Below are 17907 nucleotides of genomic sequence, written 5' to 3'. Positions count from 1 at the left end.
GGGTCCTTTCGCGATTGTCCTTTTCACGGACTGCGACTGATGCTACGACCGCCGTGGCGCTACTTGCGGGCACCCCGCCAGTTCATGCCCCAGCCGTAGGCCTCGTCGACCTTGTCCTGCGCACCGCGGATGTAGCGCACCTCGCGGTTGATGACGAGTTCGCCGCCGCGGTTCTCCAGCAGCGCGATGGCGCACGAGATGGCGGACTGGTCGGCCTCGTCGAGGCGGACCTCGATCTGCGGGCCGCTGACCGGTGACAACGTGACGACGCCGTTGGCACTGGCCCAGTTCGGCGTGCCCTCGTAGATGTAGGCGAAGATCAGGATTCGACGGATCCGGTTGGTCGCGGCGAGGTCGATGTACATGTTCTCGCCGCCGGAGCCGCTACGGTCATCGCCGTCGAGGTAGATGATCGGCTGTCCGTCGCGGGGAGCCTGGAACGAATTGCCCAGCGCCTGGACAATTCCCTTGCTGCCGTCGGTGAACTCCCACAGGCAGGCGAGGTCGAGGTCGATGCCCTTGGGCTTGCGGAAGAAGCCGCCGCCGGAGGAGTTCGCGGTCCAGCTGAGGTTCACGCGCACCTGGCCGGTCGCCGCGCCCTGCTTGCTCAGCGAGATGCTCGGCGCCGACTTTGTCAGCGTGATCTTGGAGAGTGACACCGGCTGGGCCGGCGGGGTGGATGCAGGCGGGGTCGGAGGTTGCGGCGGTTGGGCTTTCGGGCGCTTGGTGTAGTCGATCCCCATCGGGTTTCCTCATCTCGTCGTGCGCGGCATCGTCGTCGGTCGCGTGATCTGCTGTCCAGGGTAGTAGAGCAGCGTCCTCAATCCGTCTCGGGAGCGAGCGTCCGCCACAGGAACTCGAATGCGAGCGCGGACTTGAACGCGGCCTGCTTGTTGTCCGCGGCACCGCCGTGACCACCCTCGATGTTCTCGTAATAGAGAACGTCGTGGCCCGTTTCCTCCAGCCGCGCAACGAGTTTGCGGGCGTGGCCGGGATGGACGCGGTCGTCGCGGGTGGAGGTGGTGACCAGGATCGGCGGGTACGCGGCGTCGGGTTCGATGTTCTGGTACGGCGAGAACGGCTTCATGAACTCCCACTGTTCGGGATCGTCGGGGTCGCCGTACTCGGCCACCCACGACGCGCCGGCGAGGAGCAGGTGATAGCGCTTCATGTCGATCAGCGGGACCTGACACACCAACGCGCCGAACAACTCCGGGTAGCGGGTGAGCATGACACCCATGAGGAGGCCGCCGTTCGAACCGCCTTGTGCGCCCAACTGTTCCGGGGTGGTGAGTCCGGCATCGACGAGGGCACGGGCCACGGCGGCGAAGTCCTCGTACACCTTGTGGCGTCCGGCCTTCTGCGCCTGGGTGTGCCACGACGGACCGTACTCTCCGCCGCCGCGGATGTTGGCGATGACGTAGATGCCGCCGCGTTCGATCCAGTTCTTGCCCGACAACGACAGGTAACCGGGGGTCAGCGAGTTCTCGAATCCGCCGTAGCCGTAGAGCAGGGTGGGGCCGCTGGTCACGTCCCGACGGCGGATCACGAAATAGGGGATCTGTGTCCCGTCGTCCGAGGTCGCGAAATGCTGCTCGGCGACGACCGATTCGGAGTCGAAGTACGTCGGGCTCCGCTTGATGACCTGCGGCGTGGAGCCGTTGCTGTGCAGCAGGCTCGGCGGGTCGGTGAACGAGGTGGCCATCCAGAACACCTCATCGCTCTCGTCCGGGTCGGTGTCCAGCACCGACACGGTGGCGAGGTCGGGGAGCCCGGGAAAGTCGATGACGTTCCAACTGCCCAGCTCGCGCACCTCGACCCTGGTGTGGACGTCGTGCAGCGTCACGATGATCAGTTGCGAACGCGTGTAGGCATAGTCGACGAGGCTCGTGTGGGCGTCCGGGGTGAACAGCACGGTCGCATCGCGGCCGCCGGCGCGGTAGTCGTCGTAGTCGAAGGCCAGCAGGGTGCCCGGTTCGTGGGTCGTGCCGCCGACCGTCCACTCCGACCGCGTCATCACCAGCAGCCAATTCATCCGCACACCCGCATGGGCATCGGTCGGGACGTCGACGAGTTCCGGTTCGCCGTCGCGCAATTCGTACATCAGCGAGTTGAAGAAATCCGTCGAGCGCGAGATGAAGTGTCGCTCGAACCCGGGGGTGTCGTCGTAGATCGCGTGCACCGAGACATCGCTCTTCTCACCGGCGAAGACGGTGGTCGCGGCCTCCAGCGGGGTGCCCCTCGACCAGCGTTTCACCACGCGGGGGTAACCGGAGTCGGTCAACGATCCGACACCGTCCGGTTGTTCGCCGAAATCGGTTCCGACATAGACGGTGTCGCGGTCGATCCAGCGCACGCTCGACTTGTTCTCCGGCAGCGTGAAACCGTCGGTGATCCACTGCCGTGTCGGGATGTCGAACTCGCGGATCACACTCGCGTCGGCGCCGCCCCGGGACAGCGAGACCAGCGCTCGTTCGTACTCGGGACGGAGCACCGTGGCCCCCGACCACACCCAGTTCTCGTCCTCGGTGTGCGCGAGTTCGTCGACGTCGAGGATGATCTCCCAATCGGGTGTATCGGTCACGTAGGACTCCAGCGTCGTCCGCCGCCAGAGCCCGCGGGGATTGGCCGCATCGCGCCAGAAGTTGTAGAGGAACCCGCCGCGGCGTCGGACGAACGGGATCCGGTCGTCGGTGTCGAGGATCGCCAGAGCTGATGCCTCCATGTCGCGGAAGCGGTCCGACGACAGCGTCTCGACGGTCGGTTCGTTGTGGGAGCGTACCCAGGCCAGCGCATCGTCGCCGGTGACGTCCTCGAGCCAGAGGAACGGATCGTCGGTGTCGGTGCTGGTGGAGATGCCGTCGGCCTGCTCGGTCATGGCGTCCAACTTACGCGGGACGGCTGCCGGTCACCGAGGATGCAGGCCCCGCTCACGTCACGTCTGTGCCCGTCCTGGCCGAAATCGTGCCGGTGAACCACGGAACGTGCATGTCAGGGCGTCCTTCGCGGTATCTTTCTCCCGCGAGGATGAGGAGATCCGCATGCCCACTTTCGATTCGGTCCCTGTCCGACGCTCCGCCGGCTCCACCGCAGGACGACGCCCACGACACCACGGTCCGAGATGGGGGCGCGTGTCACTCGCGGCCTGCTCGGCCCTCTCGATCGTCGCCCTCGTCGCGGCCTGCGACACCGCCTCGTCGGGTACCGGCAACCCGCCGACCGAACCGTCCGGGGCATCGGCGCTGGCGAACCCCAATGCCGTGGACGCGGTGCCGTTGCCCGAGGGCTCGGTGGACAAGGCCGTCGGACAACTCGACGGACTCGTCGGGTCGTTGATGTCGTCGACGGGGCTGCCCGGTATGGCGGTGGCCGTGGTGTCGGGCGGAGAGACCAAGTACGCGAAGGGGTTCGGGGTCAAGGATCTGACCACCGGTCAGAAGGTCGACCCCAACACGGTGTTCCAGCTGGCGTCCGTGTCGAAGTCGGTCGGGTCCACGGTGGTCGGGGCGGCCGTGACCGACAAGACCGTCGCCTGGGACATGCCGATCGTCGAGGGGCTGCCGTGGTTCGCCCTGTCCGACCCGTACGTCACCCGCACGGTGACCGTCGCGGACATGTACTCGCACCGATCCGGTTTGCCCGATCACGCCGGCGACAAACTCGAGGACATGGGTTACTCGCGAACCGAGATCCTCCAGCGGCTCCGCTTCATGCCCCTCGATCCGTTCCGGATCAGTTACGCCTACACCAACTTCGGTGTGACCACCGGCGGTGAGGCCGTCGCCGCGAAGGTGGGCAAGGACTGGCCGACGCTGTCTCAGGACCTCATCTACGGGCCGCTGGGCATGACCAGCACCAGTTCCCGCTACGCCGACTTCGAGAAGCGCGCCGACCGGGCCGTCGGGCACATCAAGATCGACGGGAAGTGGGCCAAGACCGACATCCCCCGTGATCCCGACGCGCAGACGCCTGCCGGCGGTGTCAGTTCGACGGTCAACGACATGGCCACCTGGCTGAAGATGGTTCTGGCGCAGGGCAAGCACGAAGGCGCGGAGATCGTCGCCCCGGATGCGCTGCTGCCTGCGACCTCGCCGCAGATCGTGTCGAACCCGCCGGCGAGCCCGAACGTTCGCGCCGGTTTCTACGGTTACGGGTTCAACGTCGGCGTGACCACCGACGCGCGTACCCAGTTCAGTCACGCCGGCGCGTTCGCGTCGGGAGCCGGCACCGCCTTCTCGATCCTGCCGTCGGCGGACACCGCGATCATCGTGCTCACCAACGCCGCCCCGATCGGTGCGGCCGACGCGCTGGCGGCGGAGTTCATGGATCTGGTGCAGTACGGCGAGATCCGCAGTGACTGGCGTGAGCTCTACGGGAAGGCCTACGCCGAGATGAGCCAGCCCGACGGTGAACTCGTCGGCAAGCAAGCGCCGGCGAATGCGGCACCGCCACAGCCTCTACCGACCTTCGTGGGAACCTACGCCAACACCGTCTACGGGCCGACCGAGATCGTCGAGCGCGACGGCAAACTCGTCCTCGAGATGGGGCCCGGCGGCGTCCGCAAACACGAACTGACGCACTGGGATGCCAACACCTTCACGTTCCCGCTGCACAACGAGAACGCCCAGATCGGCACCGTTTCGAAGGTCACCTTCGATGGACCGAAGATGACGATCGAGTACTACGACGACGAAGAGAGCGACGGGGTCTTCCTACGTAGCTGAGGCAGCTGTCGCGTATCGGGGCGGTGAGCGCCACGACACGCGACAGCTACCGCGGGCGTCAGCTCGCCGAACCGCTCACCGTCGGTGAGATCGCCAGCGGATCGGGCACCTCGCCGGTGCGGATCGGGCAGCGCGTGTGCGAGTAGATCGTCGGCATGCAGAGGTTGCAGTGCACGCACTTCGACGTCGTCGTCGGGTCCGCGGCAATCCGCAGCGGCAGATCCGGCTCCCGCAGGATCGCGCGGCCCATCGCCATGAACTCGAAGCCCTCGGCCATCGCGGTGTCCATCGAGGCCCGGTCGGTGACGCCGCCGAGCAGGATCATCGGCAGGTCGACGGCCTTCCGCAGTTCGCGCGCGAGCGGTAGCAGATAGCCGTCGTGGTACTGGTAGCGCTTGAGGAAGATCGGTGCGAAAGCCTTGAGTCCGTATTTCATCGGACCCGAGAAGGCGGCGGCGAACTCCTTGCGCGGGGCCTCGCCGTGGAACAGGTACATCGGGTTGAGCAGCGAGCTGCCCGCAGTGGGTTCGATGGCGTCGAGATGGCCGTCGGACTCCAGCAGCTGCGCCACCTGGCATGCCTCGTCGACGTTGAAGCTGCTCAGCTTGGCGCGGCCTTTCGCACGTGCTTCCGGCGACCGTTCGATGTCGGGCTTGCCGACGCCGTCGTAGGTGTTGAGCTTCACCCAGATCGCGGCCTCGTCGCCGACTTCCTCTCGCACACTCTCGACGACCTCGCGTGCCATGCGGGCGCGGTTGACGAGGCTGCCGCCGTAAGCGTCGCGGCGGTGGTTGAGCAGGGGAGACAGGAAGCTGGAGATGAGATAGTTGTGGCCGCAGTGGATCTCGAGTCCGTCGAAGCCGGAGTCGACGGCGATGCGGGCGGCCTGCCGGAACTTCACCCGCAGTTCGGCGATGTCGGAGACACTCGCCTTGTGCGTCAGGGACATCCCCATCGGTGCGGGGATACGGCCCGGCCCCCAGGCCTTCGCCCGGTTCGACACCGAGTTCGCGACCGCGCCGGCATGGCCGAGCTGCGCGGCGGCGAGTGCGCCCTCGGAGTGGATGGCGTCGGTCAGCTTGCGCAGACCGGGCATCGCCTCGGGGCGCATCCAGATCTGGTGGCGGTCGGTGCGACCCTCCGGTGAGACGGCGCAGTAGGCGACTGTGCTCATCGCGACCCCACCGGCCGCGACCTCGCGGTGGAACTCGACGAGTTCGTCGGTGACGAGTGCGTCGGGCGTCATTCCCTCGAAGGTGGCGCACTTGATCAGTCGGTTCCGCAGGGTGAGTGGGCCGAGCTTGGCCGGGCTGAACGGTCCGGCGTCGGGGCTGTCCACGTCGGTTCCTCTCATTCGTTTTCTTTCTCGGACGGGCTGGGATCTGGTGGTGCAGACAATCCCGCGGTGACGAACCCCGCGAGGGCGTCGACGGCCTGTGCGTCGAGCGGCTCGGTGCTGCCGAAGCGCAGGAGGATCAGCTGGAAGGCGAGTGCCCAGCGACGGCGTGCCGCGCGGGCGGGGAGTCCGGGGATGGCGTCGAGCAGGATGTCGGCGAACGGGTCGAGCCCGAACCAGCGGGCGGTCCAGTTGACGTTGGGATGGCTGAGCACGAACCGCGACAGCAGGCGCAGGTGCAGGTGGCCGGTCGGATCGGTCTGGAGTTCGACGAAGGGCGCGAGCAGCACGTCCACGATGTGCCGCACGGAGTCGGACCCGGGATCGATCGACGACATGGCGTCGGACCAGCACGGGGCCAGCCGTGACTCCAGCAGAGCGATGGTCAGATCGTCCTTGGTCCCGAAGTGATAGTGGACGGCGGCGGGGTTGGCGTCGGCGGCGGCGCAGATCGCGCGGACGGACACCTTGTCGTAGCCGTCGGCCAGGAAGAGGCGCTCGGCGACGGCGAGCAGGGCCTCTCGGGTGCCGGTCGACCCGGCCCCGGACGGCGTCGAGTCGGTGGTCTGGGTCACAGGTGGGATGAAACCACAGATCAAACAGCGTTTCAAACAGTGATTGAATCCGCCGAGAAGTTACCGGAGAGTAGTGGGACGGACTGCGGCGATCAACAGAGGAGACGTAGGGTGGCTGTCGTGGCTGAACACTTTCAAACAGTTGTATTGGGTGCAGGTCCAGGTGGGTACGTAGCCGCGATCCGGTCGGCTCAACTGGGCATGAAAACCGCCGTCATCGAGGAGAAGTACTGGGGCGGTGTGTGTCTCAACGTCGGATGTATCCCGTCCAAGGCGTTGCTGCGGAACGCGGAACTCGCGCACATCTTCAACCACCAGGCCAAGACCTTCGGCATGAGTGGTGACGTGTCCTTCGACTTCGGCGCGGCGTTCGACCGCAGCCGCAAGGTGTCGGACGGCATCGTCAAGGGCGTCCACTACCTCATGAAGAAGAACAAGATCACCGAGATCGACGGCTATGGCGTGTTCACCGACGCCAAGACCATCAAGGTCGGCGATCGCGAGATCACCTTCGACAACGTCATCATCGACACCGGCTCGACCGTGAAGCTGCTCCCGGGCGTCGAACTGTCGGAGAACGTGGTCACCTACGAGACCCAGATCCTCACCCGTGAGCTGCCCGAGTCCATCGTGATCGTCGGCGCGGGCGCCATCGGCATGGAGTTCGGCTACGTGCTCGCCAACTACGGAGTCGACGTCACCATCGTCGAGTTCCTCGACCGCGTCCTGCCCAACGAGGACGCCGACTCGTCGAAGGCCGTCGCCAAGGAATACAAGAAGCTCGGCGTGAAGCTGCTGACCTCCACCAAGGTCCAGTCGGTCACCGACAACGGCGACAGCGTCACCGTTACCTACAAGGACGCCAAGGACAAAGAAGGCGAGCTGACCGTCGACAAGGTCCTCATGTCCGTGGGCTTCGCCCCGCGCGTCGAGGGCTTCGGTCTCGAGAAGACCGGTGTCGAGCTCACCGACCGCGGCGCCATCGCGATCGACGATTACATGCGGACCAACGTCGAGGGCATCTATGCCATCGGTGACGTGACCGCCAAGCTGCAGCTCGCGCACGTCGCCGAGGCTCAGGGTGTCGTCGCCGCGGAGACCATTGCGGGTGAAGAGACCATGACGCTCGGCGATTACCGCTTCATGCCGCGCGCCACGTTCTGCCAGCCGCAGGTCGCCTCGTTCGGCCTCACCGAGGCGCAGGCCAAGGACGAGGGCTACAACGTGAAGGCCACCACGTTCCCGTTCAGCGCCAACGGCAAGGCGCAGGGCCTCGGCGAGACCGCCGGCTTCGCCAAGCTGGTCACCAACGCCGACACCGACGAACTGCTCGGCGGACACCTGGTGGGTGACAACGTCTCCGAGATGCTCCCGGAGATGACCCTCGCCCACAAGTGGGACCTCACCGCCAAGGAACTGGCCCGCAACGTGCACACCCACCCGACGATGTCGGAGGCACTGCAAGAAACGTTCCACGGCGCGATCGGGCACATGATCAACCTGTAGGCCATGTTCTCGAAGTGAGGGATTCGTACCGTATTCCGGTACGAATCCCTCATTTTCTTTGGGCCTATCCGGCGGGTGACAATTTCGTGCCAATTCCGCGGCGCAAATCTGCGCACGACCCCGCGACCTGCTGTGACGTTCGCTGTCTAATGTCAGGAAAACAATGAATACACGGTATAAACAAAGACTATGACGACAACCATCCTTCACAATGCTCGCCTGATCGACGGGACGGGTGCCGATCCGATCGCCGACGCTGTCGTCGTGATCGACGACGGCAAGATCACCTACGCCGGAGCAGCCGACGGCGCCCCGCAGATCGACGAGTCGACGAAGCCCGTGAAGGTGGATGTCGGTGGCAACACCGTGACCCCCGGATTCTTCGACTGCCACGTGCACCTCTCCCTGCCCGGAACCAAGGGCTCGCCGATCATGGCCGCGATGGTGCCGCCCTCATACCGCTTCTTCGAGCTCATCGACCGGCTCAAGACCACCATCGAAGCCGGTGTCACCACCGTCCGTGACCTCATGGGCATCGACGTGGGCGTTCGCGATGCCGTCGCCCACGGTCTGGTCGCCGGCCCGCGCCTGCTGGTCGCCGACAAGATGCTGAGCCAGACCGGTGGCCACGCCGATTTCCACATCCCGTCGGGCCTCAGCGGAACCAGCCTGATCGGCGGCGAGCTGGTCGACACCGTCGACGAGGCGCGCAAGGCCGTCCGCGAGTTGCTCCGCAGCGGCGTCGATGTCATCAAGGTCGCCTCCAGCGGCGGTGTGTCCTCGCCGAGTGACGATCCGGACTGGCTGGGCGCCCGCACCGAGATCGTCGCCGCGCTGGTCGAGGAGGCCGAGAACTACGGCGGACGCAAGGTCGCCGCGCACGCGATCGGTTTCCTCGGTATCCAGGCCGCCGTCCAGGGCGGCGCGCACTCCATCGAGCATGGTTACGCGCTCACCGATGAACTTCGTACGGAGATGGTCGAACGCGGCCAGTTCCTGGTCCCCACCTTGATCGAGACCCTGAAGCCGGACACCGCGACGCCGCAGGCGGTGGCGAAGTCCGAGAAGTGGCACAAGCTGGCCCACGAGTCCATCGCGGCGTCGATCGAGGCCGGTATCAAGGTCGCCGTCGGCACCGACGCCGGTCTGGTCCCCGATCACGGCGCCACCCTCGGCGAGCTCGGCTGTCTGGTCAAGTTCGGCGGCATGACCCCGATGCAGGCGATCGTCGCCGGCACCAAGACCTCGGCCGAGCTCTGCGATGTCGCCGACAAGCTGGGCACCCTCGAGGCCGGCAAGCTCGCCGACGTCGTCGTCGTCAAGGGCGATCCGCTCGCCGACATCGATTCGCTGGCCGACCACGACAACATCCTGCTCGTCCTCAAGGAGGGCAAGACCGCCTCCAACCGTGGCGGATACGCAGTCTGATCAACCCTCGCCGGACACCTCGGCAAGAGCCGGTGACCTGTTGGTCACCGGCTCTTGCCGTATCCGATGGGGGCTCGTTCCGATTTGTTCGCCGACGATCGGAATGCTCCGGGGAATGGTTCGACGCTTTGTTCCGGTCATTCTCGGCGAATTCGACGAGAAACGAACACTGCCGAGCGGGCTACGCTCGGAACGGTGAGTGCCGTCGAGCGGGTCCGGGAATGGGAGTTGCCGTGGCAACTCGACGTCCGGGGCACGGTCGGCCATCTCCGGCGCGGCGCCGGTGACCCCACGTTCGTCTACGGCAACGACGGGTCGATCTGGCGCGCCGTGCAGACCCCCGACGGTCCCGGCACCGTGACTCTGCGCATCGACGGTTCGCGGGTGCTGGGACGCGCGTGGGGACCCGGCGGCGACTGGCTGCTCGAGCAGTTGCCGGACTTCCTCGGCGCGTCCGACGAGCCGGAGGCGATGGCGGTGCACGACGATGTGGTCGCCGGACTCGTCCGTCGGTCGGCGGGCCTGCGGATCGGCCGCACCGACCGGGTGTGGGAGGCGCTGGTACCGGCGATCCTCGAGCAGAAGGTGGTCGGGGCGGAGGCCTTCCGTGCGTGGCGGTACCTGGTGCGGCGCTTCGGCGAGCCTGCACCGGGCCCGGTACCCGGCACGATGCGTGTTCCGCCGCCGCGTGCCGCGTGGGCAGACATCCCCTCGTGGGAATGGCATCGCAGCGGCATCGAACCGGTGCGGATGCGCACGATCCGCGGGGCGACCGCTATGGACGTCGAACGTCACCACGATCGTCTCCGGCTCCTTCGGGGAGTGGGGCGGTGGACCGAGGCGGAGACGCGGGCCCGGGCCGTCGGTGACACCGATGCGGTGTCGGTCGGCGACTATCACATCCCGACGCTGGTGGGCCTGACCCTCATCGGTGAACCGGTCGACGACGCGGGCATGCTCGAACTACTGGAACCCTATGCCGGGCAGCGGCGTCGGATCATCAGGATGGTCGAGCTGCACGGCGTCCGGCGAGAACGGCGCGGACCGCGGATGACGGTGCGCGACTACCGGTCCTTCTGAACCGGAACGACAGTGCGAGACCACCGAGCGCGAAGATGACCAGCGCGACCGCGCCGCAGTAGAGCAGCCCGCCGGTGGGCCCCCACGGAGGCATGAAGGCGAGTTCCTGTCCGGTGCCGAAGGTTCCGTTGAGGAAGGGCATGTACTGCTGCAGCGTGTAACCGTCGGGCACCAGGCTGATCGCGTTCTCGATGACATACGTCCAACCGAGCAGTGCCACAACGGTTCCCGCCGGATGCCCGATGATCGCCGCGAGTCCGATGCCGATCCCGACCGCGAACACCGCGAAGACCGGCACCGTGACCAGGAAGCGGACACCCTCGGGCGAACCGATGTCGACGCCGCTGTACACCTTCGGGAAGAAGGTGGGCAGGCTCGCCATCACCAGCGCGACCAGGGCGGCGCTGCACAACGCGGCACCGACGCCGTAGGCGATCCACCGGGACACCAGGCCGGTCCAGCGGCGCGGGTAGAGGTGGCGGGTGAGTTCCCCCAGCGCGCCGCGCTCGGCGGTCGCCTGGGCGTAGGCCGCGACGACGGCCCAGATCATCACGGTGAAGGTGATGACCCAGTAAACCGAGTTGGTCGTGGTGACCGAGGTGACCTGGATGCTCCCCGAGATCGACGCGAACCGTTCGGCGACGGTGGCGACGCCGAGGGTGATGACGAGGGGAAGCAGGACCGCCCCCGGGATCAACCCGTAGAGCAGGATGCTGCGTGCACCGCCGACGCGGGTGAGTTCGGCGCGTGCGCCGCGTCCGATCTGTCCCGCGACGGCCGTGAGGGTGGCGGTCATGCGGTGACTCCTGCGGGGGTCTGACCACCGACTGTGGCGAGGTAGGCCTCCTCGAGATCGGCTGAAACACCGACGAATTCGGCCAGCGGCGCGTCGGCGGCGATACGGCCGGAGTTCAGCACGACGACGCGGTCGGCGGTGCGGGCCACCTCGTCGAGGTGGTGTGAGGCGATGAGCAGACGCCGGCCGTCGTCGGCGAGATCTCGGAGAAGCCCGCGTAGCCAACGGATGCCGTTGATGTCCAGGCCGTTGACCGGCTCGTCGAGGACGAGGGTGCGCGCATCGCCCAGGAGGGCGGAGGCGATTCCGAGCCGCTGACGCATGCCGAGGGAGTAGTCGACGACCCGGCGGCCGGCCACGTCGGTGAGTCCGACGAGGTCGAGGACCTCGGCGACTCGACCGGTCGGGATTCCGCCGGCCCGGGCCAGCCAGGTCAGGTGGCGCCGTGCGCTGTGGCCGGGGTGGGCGGCGTCGGTGCCCAGATGCATGCCGATCACCGTGGGTGGCGCATCGAGTTCGCTGAATCGCTTGCCGTCGATCAGGATTCGGCCCGCCGCAGGATGTATGACGCCGCAGATGGTCCGGAGCAGCGTCGTCTTGCCGGTGCCGTTGCGTCCGAGCAGATAGACCAGCTCACCGTCGTCGACGCGGGTGGTGATGTCGTCGAGAACGGCCTGCCCGCCCATTCGGACGGACAGGCCGCTGATGTCGAGCACGGCTACTAGGAGTTGCAGTAGATGTTCAGGCCGACGGTCTTGACGCCCTGGCACAGCGAGCTCGCCGCGAGCTTCCAGTTGCCGTCGAGCTTCTTGAACTCGATGGTCATGCGGATCGTGGGGCGTCCGGCCGAGCCGCTGTTGAGCGTGGCGGTGACGCTGTTGCCCTTCTGGACCAGCGGACCGGTCACCTCGTTCCAGCCGCGGGGCGCACGGAAGAGACCGAGCGAGTACACCGTCTTGGGGACGATCACGGCGTTCATCCCACCCTCCACGTTGGCGGCCTTGGCCTGGTCCGACGCCGGGGTCTCGACCAGGAACTCGACGATGTCGTTGAGATCGGCGAGCGTCGGGCGGTCGGTGGTGACCTTGAAGTTCGGCGGGAAGGTCTTGGCGGCCGAAGCACCGCCGGTCGCCGCGACGAGCCCGACGACGGCCACGAGCGTCGCGAGCAGCGTGATGGTCATCCTGCGGATGAGATGCATGACGAGAGTCCCTCCTGTTCGACGATGGTCGTTCGCCACCGCCTTTGGAGAAACTTAATCCTTCAAATTAATTAAGGCAAGCCTCACCTGAGTGGGGTCTCGAAGTGGTTTGCGGTGCGCCGCAACGGCGCCAGCCGCAGCACGATCTCGCAGTCGCCGCCTGCCGGGTCCGGGGCGACGGTGACGGCATATTGCGAACTGAGGGCGGGGGAGCTGGCGGCGAGTGCCTGCTCGATGACGCCGCGGGCGACTCCTCGGGCGACCTCGGGGTGCGTCCGGGCGATGTCCTGCAGCGGGCACGAGCAGAGTCGTAGTTCGTGAGAGCCGAACGCGCTCATGACGTTCGAGACCTGGAATCCCAGCGCGCCGAGAGTGTCCGAGGCGACGGTCACCGGGTCGGGCAGATCGGCGGTCGGCGCCGGGCGCGCATGCTCCTCGGCCCACAGGCGGCCGGCCTCGGCGCCGGCATGTTCACGAGCGGCCCGCGTGCTGCCCAACTGGCCCAGGAGATGGCCCAGCAGTGCGCCGGTGGGCGCCCGGCGGACGAGCTGATAGCCGACGCGGGGACGGCCGACGCCCGGCGTCGGAACGGTCGTGGTCTCGACCCGCCCCTCCTCGACCAGCTTGGCGAGGTGGAAACGGGCCGTGGTCACGTGCAGGTCGAGGCGCGTCGAGATCTCCCCGGCGACCATCGGTTCGACCGATTCGGACAGCAGGGCCATGATCTTGTCGCGCTGCTTGGTCGCCATGGCTGGTCCTCTCGATCTCGACGCGCCCCGCGTGCTTCAGCTCCCGGAGGGTTGCTCCCCAGTGGGATTCTCCAACACCACCAGTGTGACGACCGCATCGGTCCGTGCCACGAGCGCGTGGGGGATGTTGGCGTTCACGTGGATCGCCACGCCCGTCTCGAGGCGGGTGGTGGATTCCTCGACGGTGAAGTCGATCTCGCCGGTCTGGCCGATGACCAGGATCGGGCGGCCGGCGCAATGGTCGGGCATCGTCTGACCGGCCAGGAACGACAGGCGGATGACGTTGCCGCCGTCGTTGCGGGCGAGAACGGAGATGTCGGGACGATCGCCTGCCTTGCCGGTGTTGTCGGCGAGGCCGGTGATCACGGTAGAGTCGCTCATCTCGCGGTCTCCGGCTTGGTGGCGATGACTTCGATGGCGGCCATGTGCGACTTGTACTTGGTGAACGTCGCACGCATGGCGAGGACGCGCTTGCGTGCATCGCCGTCGCGGATCACGTTGCCGACGAACTTCAATGCCCCGACGAGTCCCTCGTCGGCGATCACGCGACGCGGCTCGAGCAGTGCCATCTTGGCGAACTTGACCGTCGTGACCTCGAAGCCGGCGTCGGTCAGCAGCTTGCGCCACTCGGCTTCGGTCAGCGGACGGGCGTTGACCTTGATCGATCGCGCCAGCGACTTGCGGATCTCGGTCTTCTCCTCGTCCGGAAGGGTGTCGGGATTGATCGCGAGCTCATGGATCGCGTACCGGCCGCCGGGGCGCAGCACACGGAACGCCTCCTCGACGATCTTGGCCTTGTTGCGGTCGGACTGCATCGTCAGCATCGCCTCGCCGACGGCGACGTCGGTACTCGAGTCATCGAGTCCGGTGGCCGACGCGTCACCTGCGACGACCCGGCCGCGCTCACCGATGACGCCCTTGGTGAGGACGACGGCGTCCGGATCGTCGTCGACGCCGACGTAGCTCTTCGGCGATCGCTCGAGGATCGCGGTGGCCGTCTTGCCCAGGCCCGGTGCGATCTCGAGGACATCGGAGCCGCTGATGCGGGCGTCGTCGAGCAGGCTCTCGGTGAGCTCGAGTCCGCCCGGACGCAGGACGCGTTTGCCGAGTCGGGCGAGGAGCCAGTGGCCCGGCATGTCCTCGGTCTTGCGCTGGCCGAACGGCAGCTGATCCCCGGACGTGGTTTCGTTAGTCATACCTAACCTCCCTATTTCGAGGAGGACTTTACTGCAAATCCCCGGCAGTGCTCACCGGCCCCGGTTTCACGCCCAGGACGTACTGTCCGTGACCGGTGATCGTCTGCTCGACGTTGGCCGCGCCCGCGGCGCGCAGGCGGTCGGTGATGGAGTGCTCGTCGAAGATACGAAAGCCGGTCAGTCCGACGACCCGCTGGACGCCGGGCAGTGATGTCACCTCGGTCGTGACGGAGGTGAAGATGACGATCTCGCCGCCTGGTCTGGTGACCCGCACCAGCTCGTCGACGACGGGGAGTGGATCGGGGATGAGGTACAGAGCTGCCAGGCAGGTCACGACGTCGAAGGTGTTGTCGTCGAACGGGATCGCGTGGGCGTCGGCGCGGAGGAAGGCGGCGCGCTCGACGACGTTGGTGCGGGCCGCACGGGCCAGCATCGGGGCGGAGAAGTCGATCCCGATGCAGCGTCCGTCGCCGGTCAGTCCTTCCGCGATGAGACGCGTGTAATTGCCTGGGCCACAGGCAACGTCGAGGACGAGTCGGTCACCGGGGCGGGACAGGTAGGCGCGGAGTGCGCGGTCGTAGTCCTCGGTGGCACGCCCACCGAGACTGAACAACCTCGTGAACGTCGGCCGCCAGAGGTTCTCGTAGATCTCGGCGAACGCGGCGTTGCGCATCAGGCGCTGGCTGATCGACTCCATCACTCATCCGTCGTCAGGTGTGGTGGTCGCGCTGGATGCGCAGCGTGTGGATCGTCGTGGCCAGGCTGTCGTATTGGCCGACGAGCAAGGTGAACTCGATCAGCCGGCGATCGTCGAGATGCCGTGACAGTGCGGCCCAGGCGATGTCGGAGACGTCCTTGCTCTCGACCAGTTCGTCGACCGCGCGGAGGATGGCCCGCTCACGGTCGCCCCATCCGGCGTCGGGACCTTCGAGGATGCGCTCGAACTCGGCGTCACCGATGCCCGCCCGGCGTCCCAGTCGTCGGTGATGATCGAGCTCGTACTCACAACCGCGGAGATGTGCGACCCGGATGATGATCATCTCGGAGTCCTTGCGCGGCAACGTCCCGAAGGGCATCAGCCGGCCGCTGTAGTGCAGCCAGCCGCGGAACAGTCCCTTCGTCCGGCCGAGCGTGGAGAAGATGTGTGCGTCGTCGACGCCGATGACGCGCGCGGCTCCACGCGCGAAGGCGAAATTGAAGGGTCCGAGATCTCGGAGACCACCCGGTGAGACTCGCGGTGCGCTCATGGGGCCACGGTAGACTACGGCCACTATGACTAACAGCACACGAACGTTCACAAGTGTCGAGGAGCTCAAGGCGGCGATCGGCGAAGACCTCGGATCGGGCGAGTGGCTGGAGATCACGCAGGAGCGGATCGATGCATTCGCCGACGCCACCGGTGACCACCAGTGGATCCACACCGATCCCGAACGCGCGAAGTCGGGTCCGTTCGGTACCACGATCGCGCATGGCTACCTCACCGTGTCGCTGCTACCGATGCTCGCCGGCCAGATCTTCACCATCGAGGGCCCCAAGCTCTTCCTCAATTACGGCATGAACAAGCTGCGCTTCCCGAACCCGGTGAAGGTGGGCGCGCGTATCCGCTCCAACGCGGTGATCACCTCGATCGAGGAGACCCCCAAGGGCGTCAACATGGTCGTGACCAACACGGTCGAGATCGAGGGCGAGTCCAAGCCTGCATGCGTCGCCGAGAACCTGCGCGTCCTCGTCTACTGATCCACCCCTGACCGTCTCGCGGCGCTCGGCCTCAACCGGCCGGGCGCCGCGTGCATTCGTTCGGGGCCGGGCGGCCGGCCAGTCGGTTGTTCAGCCAGTCGAGCGCGACCGGGAATCCGAGGAGGGCGCCGGTCAGGTGTTCACCGAAGATCTCCCGGTAGGCGGCGGTGGCGCCGTAGCCGCACTGCTGTCGGTAGAGCGCGCGTGCGCCCGCCGCGGGAATCCACCACTCGTGGGTGCCGTGGTAGATCAGCAAGGGCACCAACGACTTCCGGTCCGCCATCGCGGTGAGCCGATAGATGCGTTCGGCGACAGGCGAGTGGAACGGGTCCGGGTCGCTCGACATCAGCTGCATCGGCATGAAGGTCCCGCCGCCCAGTGCCTCGGGGATGACGCAGACGTTCTTCAGCGGTGAGGTGGCCAGCCATCGCGCGGGGCGGTTGGCCAGCGCGAGGATCTCGGTGCGTTCGCGGGCGATGCCGAAGGTCGCCGCGTGGAACAGCCCGGTGGCCAGGTTCGCGTTCATGCTCCCGACCAGCATGCGGAAGTCCGCGGGAACCCCGCCGAGTGCGGCGCCGACGATCCGGTCGGACAGTTCGGGGGCGTAGTCGCCGGCCAGGTTCGACGCCCCGTGCGTCGCGATTGCACCTCCCGAGTAGCCCGCCAGGGCGATGCGACTGTGCCGCAACGTTTCCGGGCGTACGGTCAGGCCGGCGCGGATGGCGTCGAGGATGACATGCCCGGCCACCACGGGTTCGGCGTACGCCATCCGCGGCCCCTGATGGTCGGGGACGAGGACTGCATGGCCGTCGTTCAGGGCGAGCTGGGTGGCGGGCGGGATCAGGTCGGTGGGGTTCGTCGCGATCGAGAAGCCGTGCGCCAGCGTGTATCCGGGGGTGCAGGCGGCGCCGAGCGAGTCGATGGGGAGATTGTTGACCAGCAGGGGGCGGGGTCCGCGGGCGGGACGGTTCGGGATCAGCAGTGTCGCGGTGCCGAAGATCGGGGCGCCGGTCGCATCGGTGGTGGCGAACTTGATCAGGGTGGCCGACCGGAGGGGGACGGTGACGACCGGACCCGCGGTGGCCCTGACGTCGCGGACCGCGATGACCCGACCCGGTCGCATCGTCGACAGGTCCGCAGGCCAACGGTCGAACAACGGATCACCGGTGGGCGAGGGCAACAGCGCCTCCCGCAACTCCAGTGTGCGGTGGTCGAATCCGGCGGCCCGTGCCCGCGGCGGGATGTCTCGCAGTCGCGGGACCGGCGGCGGTGGCACGGCCGCGTCGACGGCCTCGGCGACCGGCGGCGGGACGGGCATCATGTTCGGCGGTTCACCGGGAGCGGACCCCGGCGCCACCGCGCACCAGACAACCACGAGTCCGGTGGCGATCCCCGAGATCAGCGTCCGGCGACCGGTCCGGTGTCGTCGACCGTTCGCGGTTGTCGCCATCGGGTGCCTCCGCAGCGTGTGAGTGCCTCGTCGCCTCACTGCGGTCGACACTAGGACAAGCGACCAGGT

The 17907-nt window shown here is 67.1% G+C and carries 18 protein-coding genes; 5 read left to right on the top strand and 13 right to left on the bottom strand.

The window, feature by feature from the left end; translation table 11 throughout:
• Nucleotides 1–59: 59 nt before the first annotated feature.
• Together GONAM_RS13345 and GONAM_RS13340 are read right to left on the bottom strand one after the other, a co-directional pair.
• Nucleotides 60–743 carry a TerD family protein gene (locus tag GONAM_RS13345; RefSeq protein ID WP_006867280.1) on the bottom strand — a complete coding sequence of 228 codons (684 nt, stop codon included), beginning with the start codon at nt 741–743 and terminating at the stop codon, nt 60–62.
• A gap of 77 nt (nt 744–820) precedes the next feature.
• Entirely contained in the window at nt 821–2878 is a 2058-nt protein-coding gene (locus tag GONAM_RS13340; protein ID WP_006867279.1) for a prolyl oligopeptidase family serine peptidase, read from the bottom strand.
• Nucleotides 2879–3131: 253 nt separating this feature from the next.
• Here GONAM_RS13340 and GONAM_RS13335 point away from each other — a divergent pair, with 253 nt between their 5' ends.
• A complete protein-coding gene (locus GONAM_RS13335) occupies nt 3132–4724 on the top strand; it encodes a serine hydrolase (protein WP_006867278.1) in 1593 nt (530 codons plus the stop codon).
• Between the two features lie 58 nt (nt 4725–4782).
• Here the strand turns inward: GONAM_RS13335 and GONAM_RS13330 are convergent, their stop codons facing one another.
• Both GONAM_RS13330 and GONAM_RS13325 read right to left on the bottom strand, forming a co-directional pair.
• Nucleotides 4783–6063 carry an NADH:flavin oxidoreductase gene (locus GONAM_RS13330; protein WP_040536408.1) on the bottom strand — a complete coding sequence of 427 codons (1281 nt, stop codon included), beginning with the start codon at nt 6061–6063 and terminating at the stop codon, nt 4783–4785.
• A gap of 11 nt (nt 6064–6074) precedes the next feature.
• A complete protein-coding gene (locus GONAM_RS13325) occupies nt 6075–6695 on the bottom strand; it encodes a TetR/AcrR family transcriptional regulator (protein ID WP_040536405.1) in 621 nt (206 codons plus the stop codon).
• A 120-nt stretch (nt 6696–6815) separates the two neighbouring features.
• On the opposite strand from GONAM_RS13325, the gene lpdA reads away from it, so the two are divergent.
• The 3 genes from lpdA to GONAM_RS13310 all read left to right on the top strand — a co-directional run bounded on the left by lpdA (nt 6816) and on the right by GONAM_RS13310 (nt 10709).
• Nucleotides 6816–8201, top strand: coding sequence for a dihydrolipoyl dehydrogenase (gene lpdA, locus GONAM_RS13320; protein WP_040536446.1), 1386 nt, complete (start codon nt 6816–6818; stop codon nt 8199–8201).
• Nucleotides 8202–8390: 189 nt separating this feature from the next.
• A complete protein-coding gene (locus GONAM_RS13315; protein ID WP_006867274.1) occupies nt 8391–9629 on the top strand; it encodes a metal-dependent hydrolase family protein in 1239 nt (412 codons plus the stop codon).
• 195 nt (nt 9630–9824) lie between these two features.
• The gene (locus GONAM_RS13310; RefSeq protein WP_006867273.1) at nt 9825–10709 is read left to right on the top strand and encodes a DNA-3-methyladenine glycosylase family protein; all 885 of its coding nucleotides are present in this window, start codon (nt 9825–9827) and stop codon (nt 10707–10709) included.
• On the opposite strand, the gene GONAM_RS13305 is transcribed toward GONAM_RS13310, so the two are convergent.
• The 8 genes from GONAM_RS13305 to GONAM_RS13270 all read right to left on the bottom strand — a co-directional run bounded on the left by GONAM_RS13305 (nt 10630) and on the right by GONAM_RS13270 (nt 15898).
• A complete protein-coding gene (locus GONAM_RS13305; RefSeq protein WP_006867272.1) occupies nt 10630–11505 on the bottom strand; it encodes a hypothetical protein in 876 nt (291 codons plus the stop codon). The two genes, GONAM_RS13310 and GONAM_RS13305, sit on opposite strands and share 80 nt — an antisense overlap.
• The gene (locus GONAM_RS13300) at nt 11502–12221 is read right to left on the bottom strand and encodes an ABC transporter ATP-binding protein (RefSeq protein ID WP_006867271.1); all 720 of its coding nucleotides are present in this window, start codon (nt 12219–12221) and stop codon (nt 11502–11504) included. The genes GONAM_RS13305 and GONAM_RS13300 overlap by 4 nt, the downstream gene beginning before the upstream one ends.
• A gap of 5 nt (nt 12222–12226) precedes the next feature.
• Complete coding sequence (locus GONAM_RS13295; RefSeq protein WP_005200319.1) at nt 12227–12706, bottom strand: MTB12 C-terminal domain-containing protein; 480 nt, start codon at nt 12704–12706, stop codon at nt 12227–12229.
• An 83-nt stretch (nt 12707–12789) separates the two neighbouring features.
• The gene (locus GONAM_RS13290) at nt 12790–13455 is read right to left on the bottom strand and encodes a helix-turn-helix transcriptional regulator (protein ID WP_006867270.1); all 666 of its coding nucleotides are present in this window, start codon (nt 13453–13455) and stop codon (nt 12790–12792) included.
• A gap of 36 nt (nt 13456–13491) precedes the next feature.
• Nucleotides 13492–13836 carry a cupin domain-containing protein gene (locus tag GONAM_RS13285; RefSeq protein ID WP_006867269.1) on the bottom strand — a complete coding sequence of 115 codons (345 nt, stop codon included), beginning with the start codon at nt 13834–13836 and terminating at the stop codon, nt 13492–13494.
• Nucleotides 13833–14651 (bottom strand): class I SAM-dependent methyltransferase, encoded by an 819-nt coding sequence (locus GONAM_RS13280; RefSeq protein ID WP_005200312.1) that lies wholly within the window; start codon nt 14649–14651, stop codon nt 13833–13835. The genes GONAM_RS13285 and GONAM_RS13280 overlap by 4 nt, the downstream gene beginning before the upstream one ends.
• Before the next feature lie 28 nt (nt 14652–14679).
• A complete protein-coding gene (locus GONAM_RS13275; protein WP_006867268.1) occupies nt 14680–15348 on the bottom strand; it encodes a class I SAM-dependent methyltransferase in 669 nt (222 codons plus the stop codon).
• Between the two features lie 13 nt (nt 15349–15361).
• Complete coding sequence (locus tag GONAM_RS13270; protein WP_005200308.1) at nt 15362–15898, bottom strand: carboxymuconolactone decarboxylase family protein; 537 nt, start codon at nt 15896–15898, stop codon at nt 15362–15364.
• 25 nt (nt 15899–15923) lie between these two features.
• Here GONAM_RS13270 and GONAM_RS13265 point away from each other — a divergent pair, with 25 nt between their 5' ends.
• On the top strand, nt 15924–16388 hold the full coding sequence (locus GONAM_RS13265; protein ID WP_005200306.1) for a MaoC family dehydratase: 465 nt from the start codon (nt 15924–15926) through the stop codon (nt 16386–16388).
• Between the two features lie 31 nt (nt 16389–16419).
• Here the strand turns inward: GONAM_RS13265 and GONAM_RS13260 are convergent, their stop codons facing one another.
• Nucleotides 16420–17709 carry a lipase family protein gene (locus GONAM_RS13260; RefSeq protein ID WP_006867266.1) on the bottom strand — a complete coding sequence of 430 codons (1290 nt, stop codon included), beginning with the start codon at nt 17707–17709 and terminating at the stop codon, nt 16420–16422.
• Nucleotides 17710–17907: the final 198 nt, after the last annotated feature.

Origin of the sequence: Gordonia namibiensis NBRC 108229 (genome assembly GCF_000298235.1) — a bacterium.
In the GTDB taxonomy this organism is placed as follows: domain Bacteria; phylum Actinomycetota; class Actinomycetes; order Mycobacteriales; family Mycobacteriaceae; genus Gordonia; species Gordonia namibiensis.
The sequence above is the reverse complement of the archived record's forward strand: the minus strand, read 5'-3'. Positions and strand labels throughout refer to the sequence as shown.

What these genes read in the sequence shown, in the direction of transcription:
- GONAM_RS13285 (WP_006867269.1), bottom strand. Translation starts at nt 13,836, where the DNA reads ATGAGCGACTCTACCGTGATCACCGGCCTCGCCGACAACACCGGCAAG.
- GONAM_RS13280 (WP_005200312.1), bottom strand. Translation starts at nt 14,651, where the DNA reads ATGACTAACGAAACCACGTCCGGGGATCAGCTGCCGTTCGGCCAGCGC.
- GONAM_RS13270 (WP_005200308.1), bottom strand. Translation starts at nt 15,898, where the DNA reads ATGAGCGCACCGCGAGTCTCACCGGGTGGTCTCCGAGATCTCGGACCC.
- GONAM_RS13260 (WP_006867266.1), bottom strand. Translation starts at nt 17,709, where the DNA reads ATGATGCCCGTCCCGCCGCCGGTCGCCGAGGCCGTCGACGCGGCCGTG.
- GONAM_RS13305 (WP_006867272.1), bottom strand. Translation starts at nt 11,505, where the DNA reads ATGACCGCCACCCTCACGGCCGTCGCGGGACAGATCGGACGCGGCGCA.
- GONAM_RS13340 (WP_006867279.1), bottom strand. Translation starts at nt 2,878, where the DNA reads ATGACCGAGCAGGCCGACGGCATCTCCACCAGCACCGACACCGACGAT.
- GONAM_RS13265 (WP_005200306.1), top strand. Translation starts at nt 15,924, where the DNA reads ATGACTAACAGCACACGAACGTTCACAAGTGTCGAGGAGCTCAAGGCG.
- GONAM_RS13290 (WP_006867270.1), bottom strand. Translation starts at nt 13,455, where the DNA reads ATGGCGACCAAGCAGCGCGACAAGATCATGGCCCTGCTGTCCGAATCG.
- GONAM_RS13345 (WP_006867280.1), bottom strand. Translation starts at nt 743, where the DNA reads ATGGGGATCGACTACACCAAGCGCCCGAAAGCCCAACCGCCGCAACCT.
- GONAM_RS13275 (WP_006867268.1), bottom strand. Translation starts at nt 15,348, where the DNA reads ATGGAGTCGATCAGCCAGCGCCTGATGCGCAACGCCGCGTTCGCCGAG.
- GONAM_RS13315 (WP_006867274.1), top strand. Translation starts at nt 8,391, where the DNA reads ATGACGACAACCATCCTTCACAATGCTCGCCTGATCGACGGGACGGGT.
- GONAM_RS13295 (WP_005200319.1), bottom strand. Translation starts at nt 12,706, where the DNA reads ATGCATCTCATCCGCAGGATGACCATCACGCTGCTCGCGACGCTCGTG.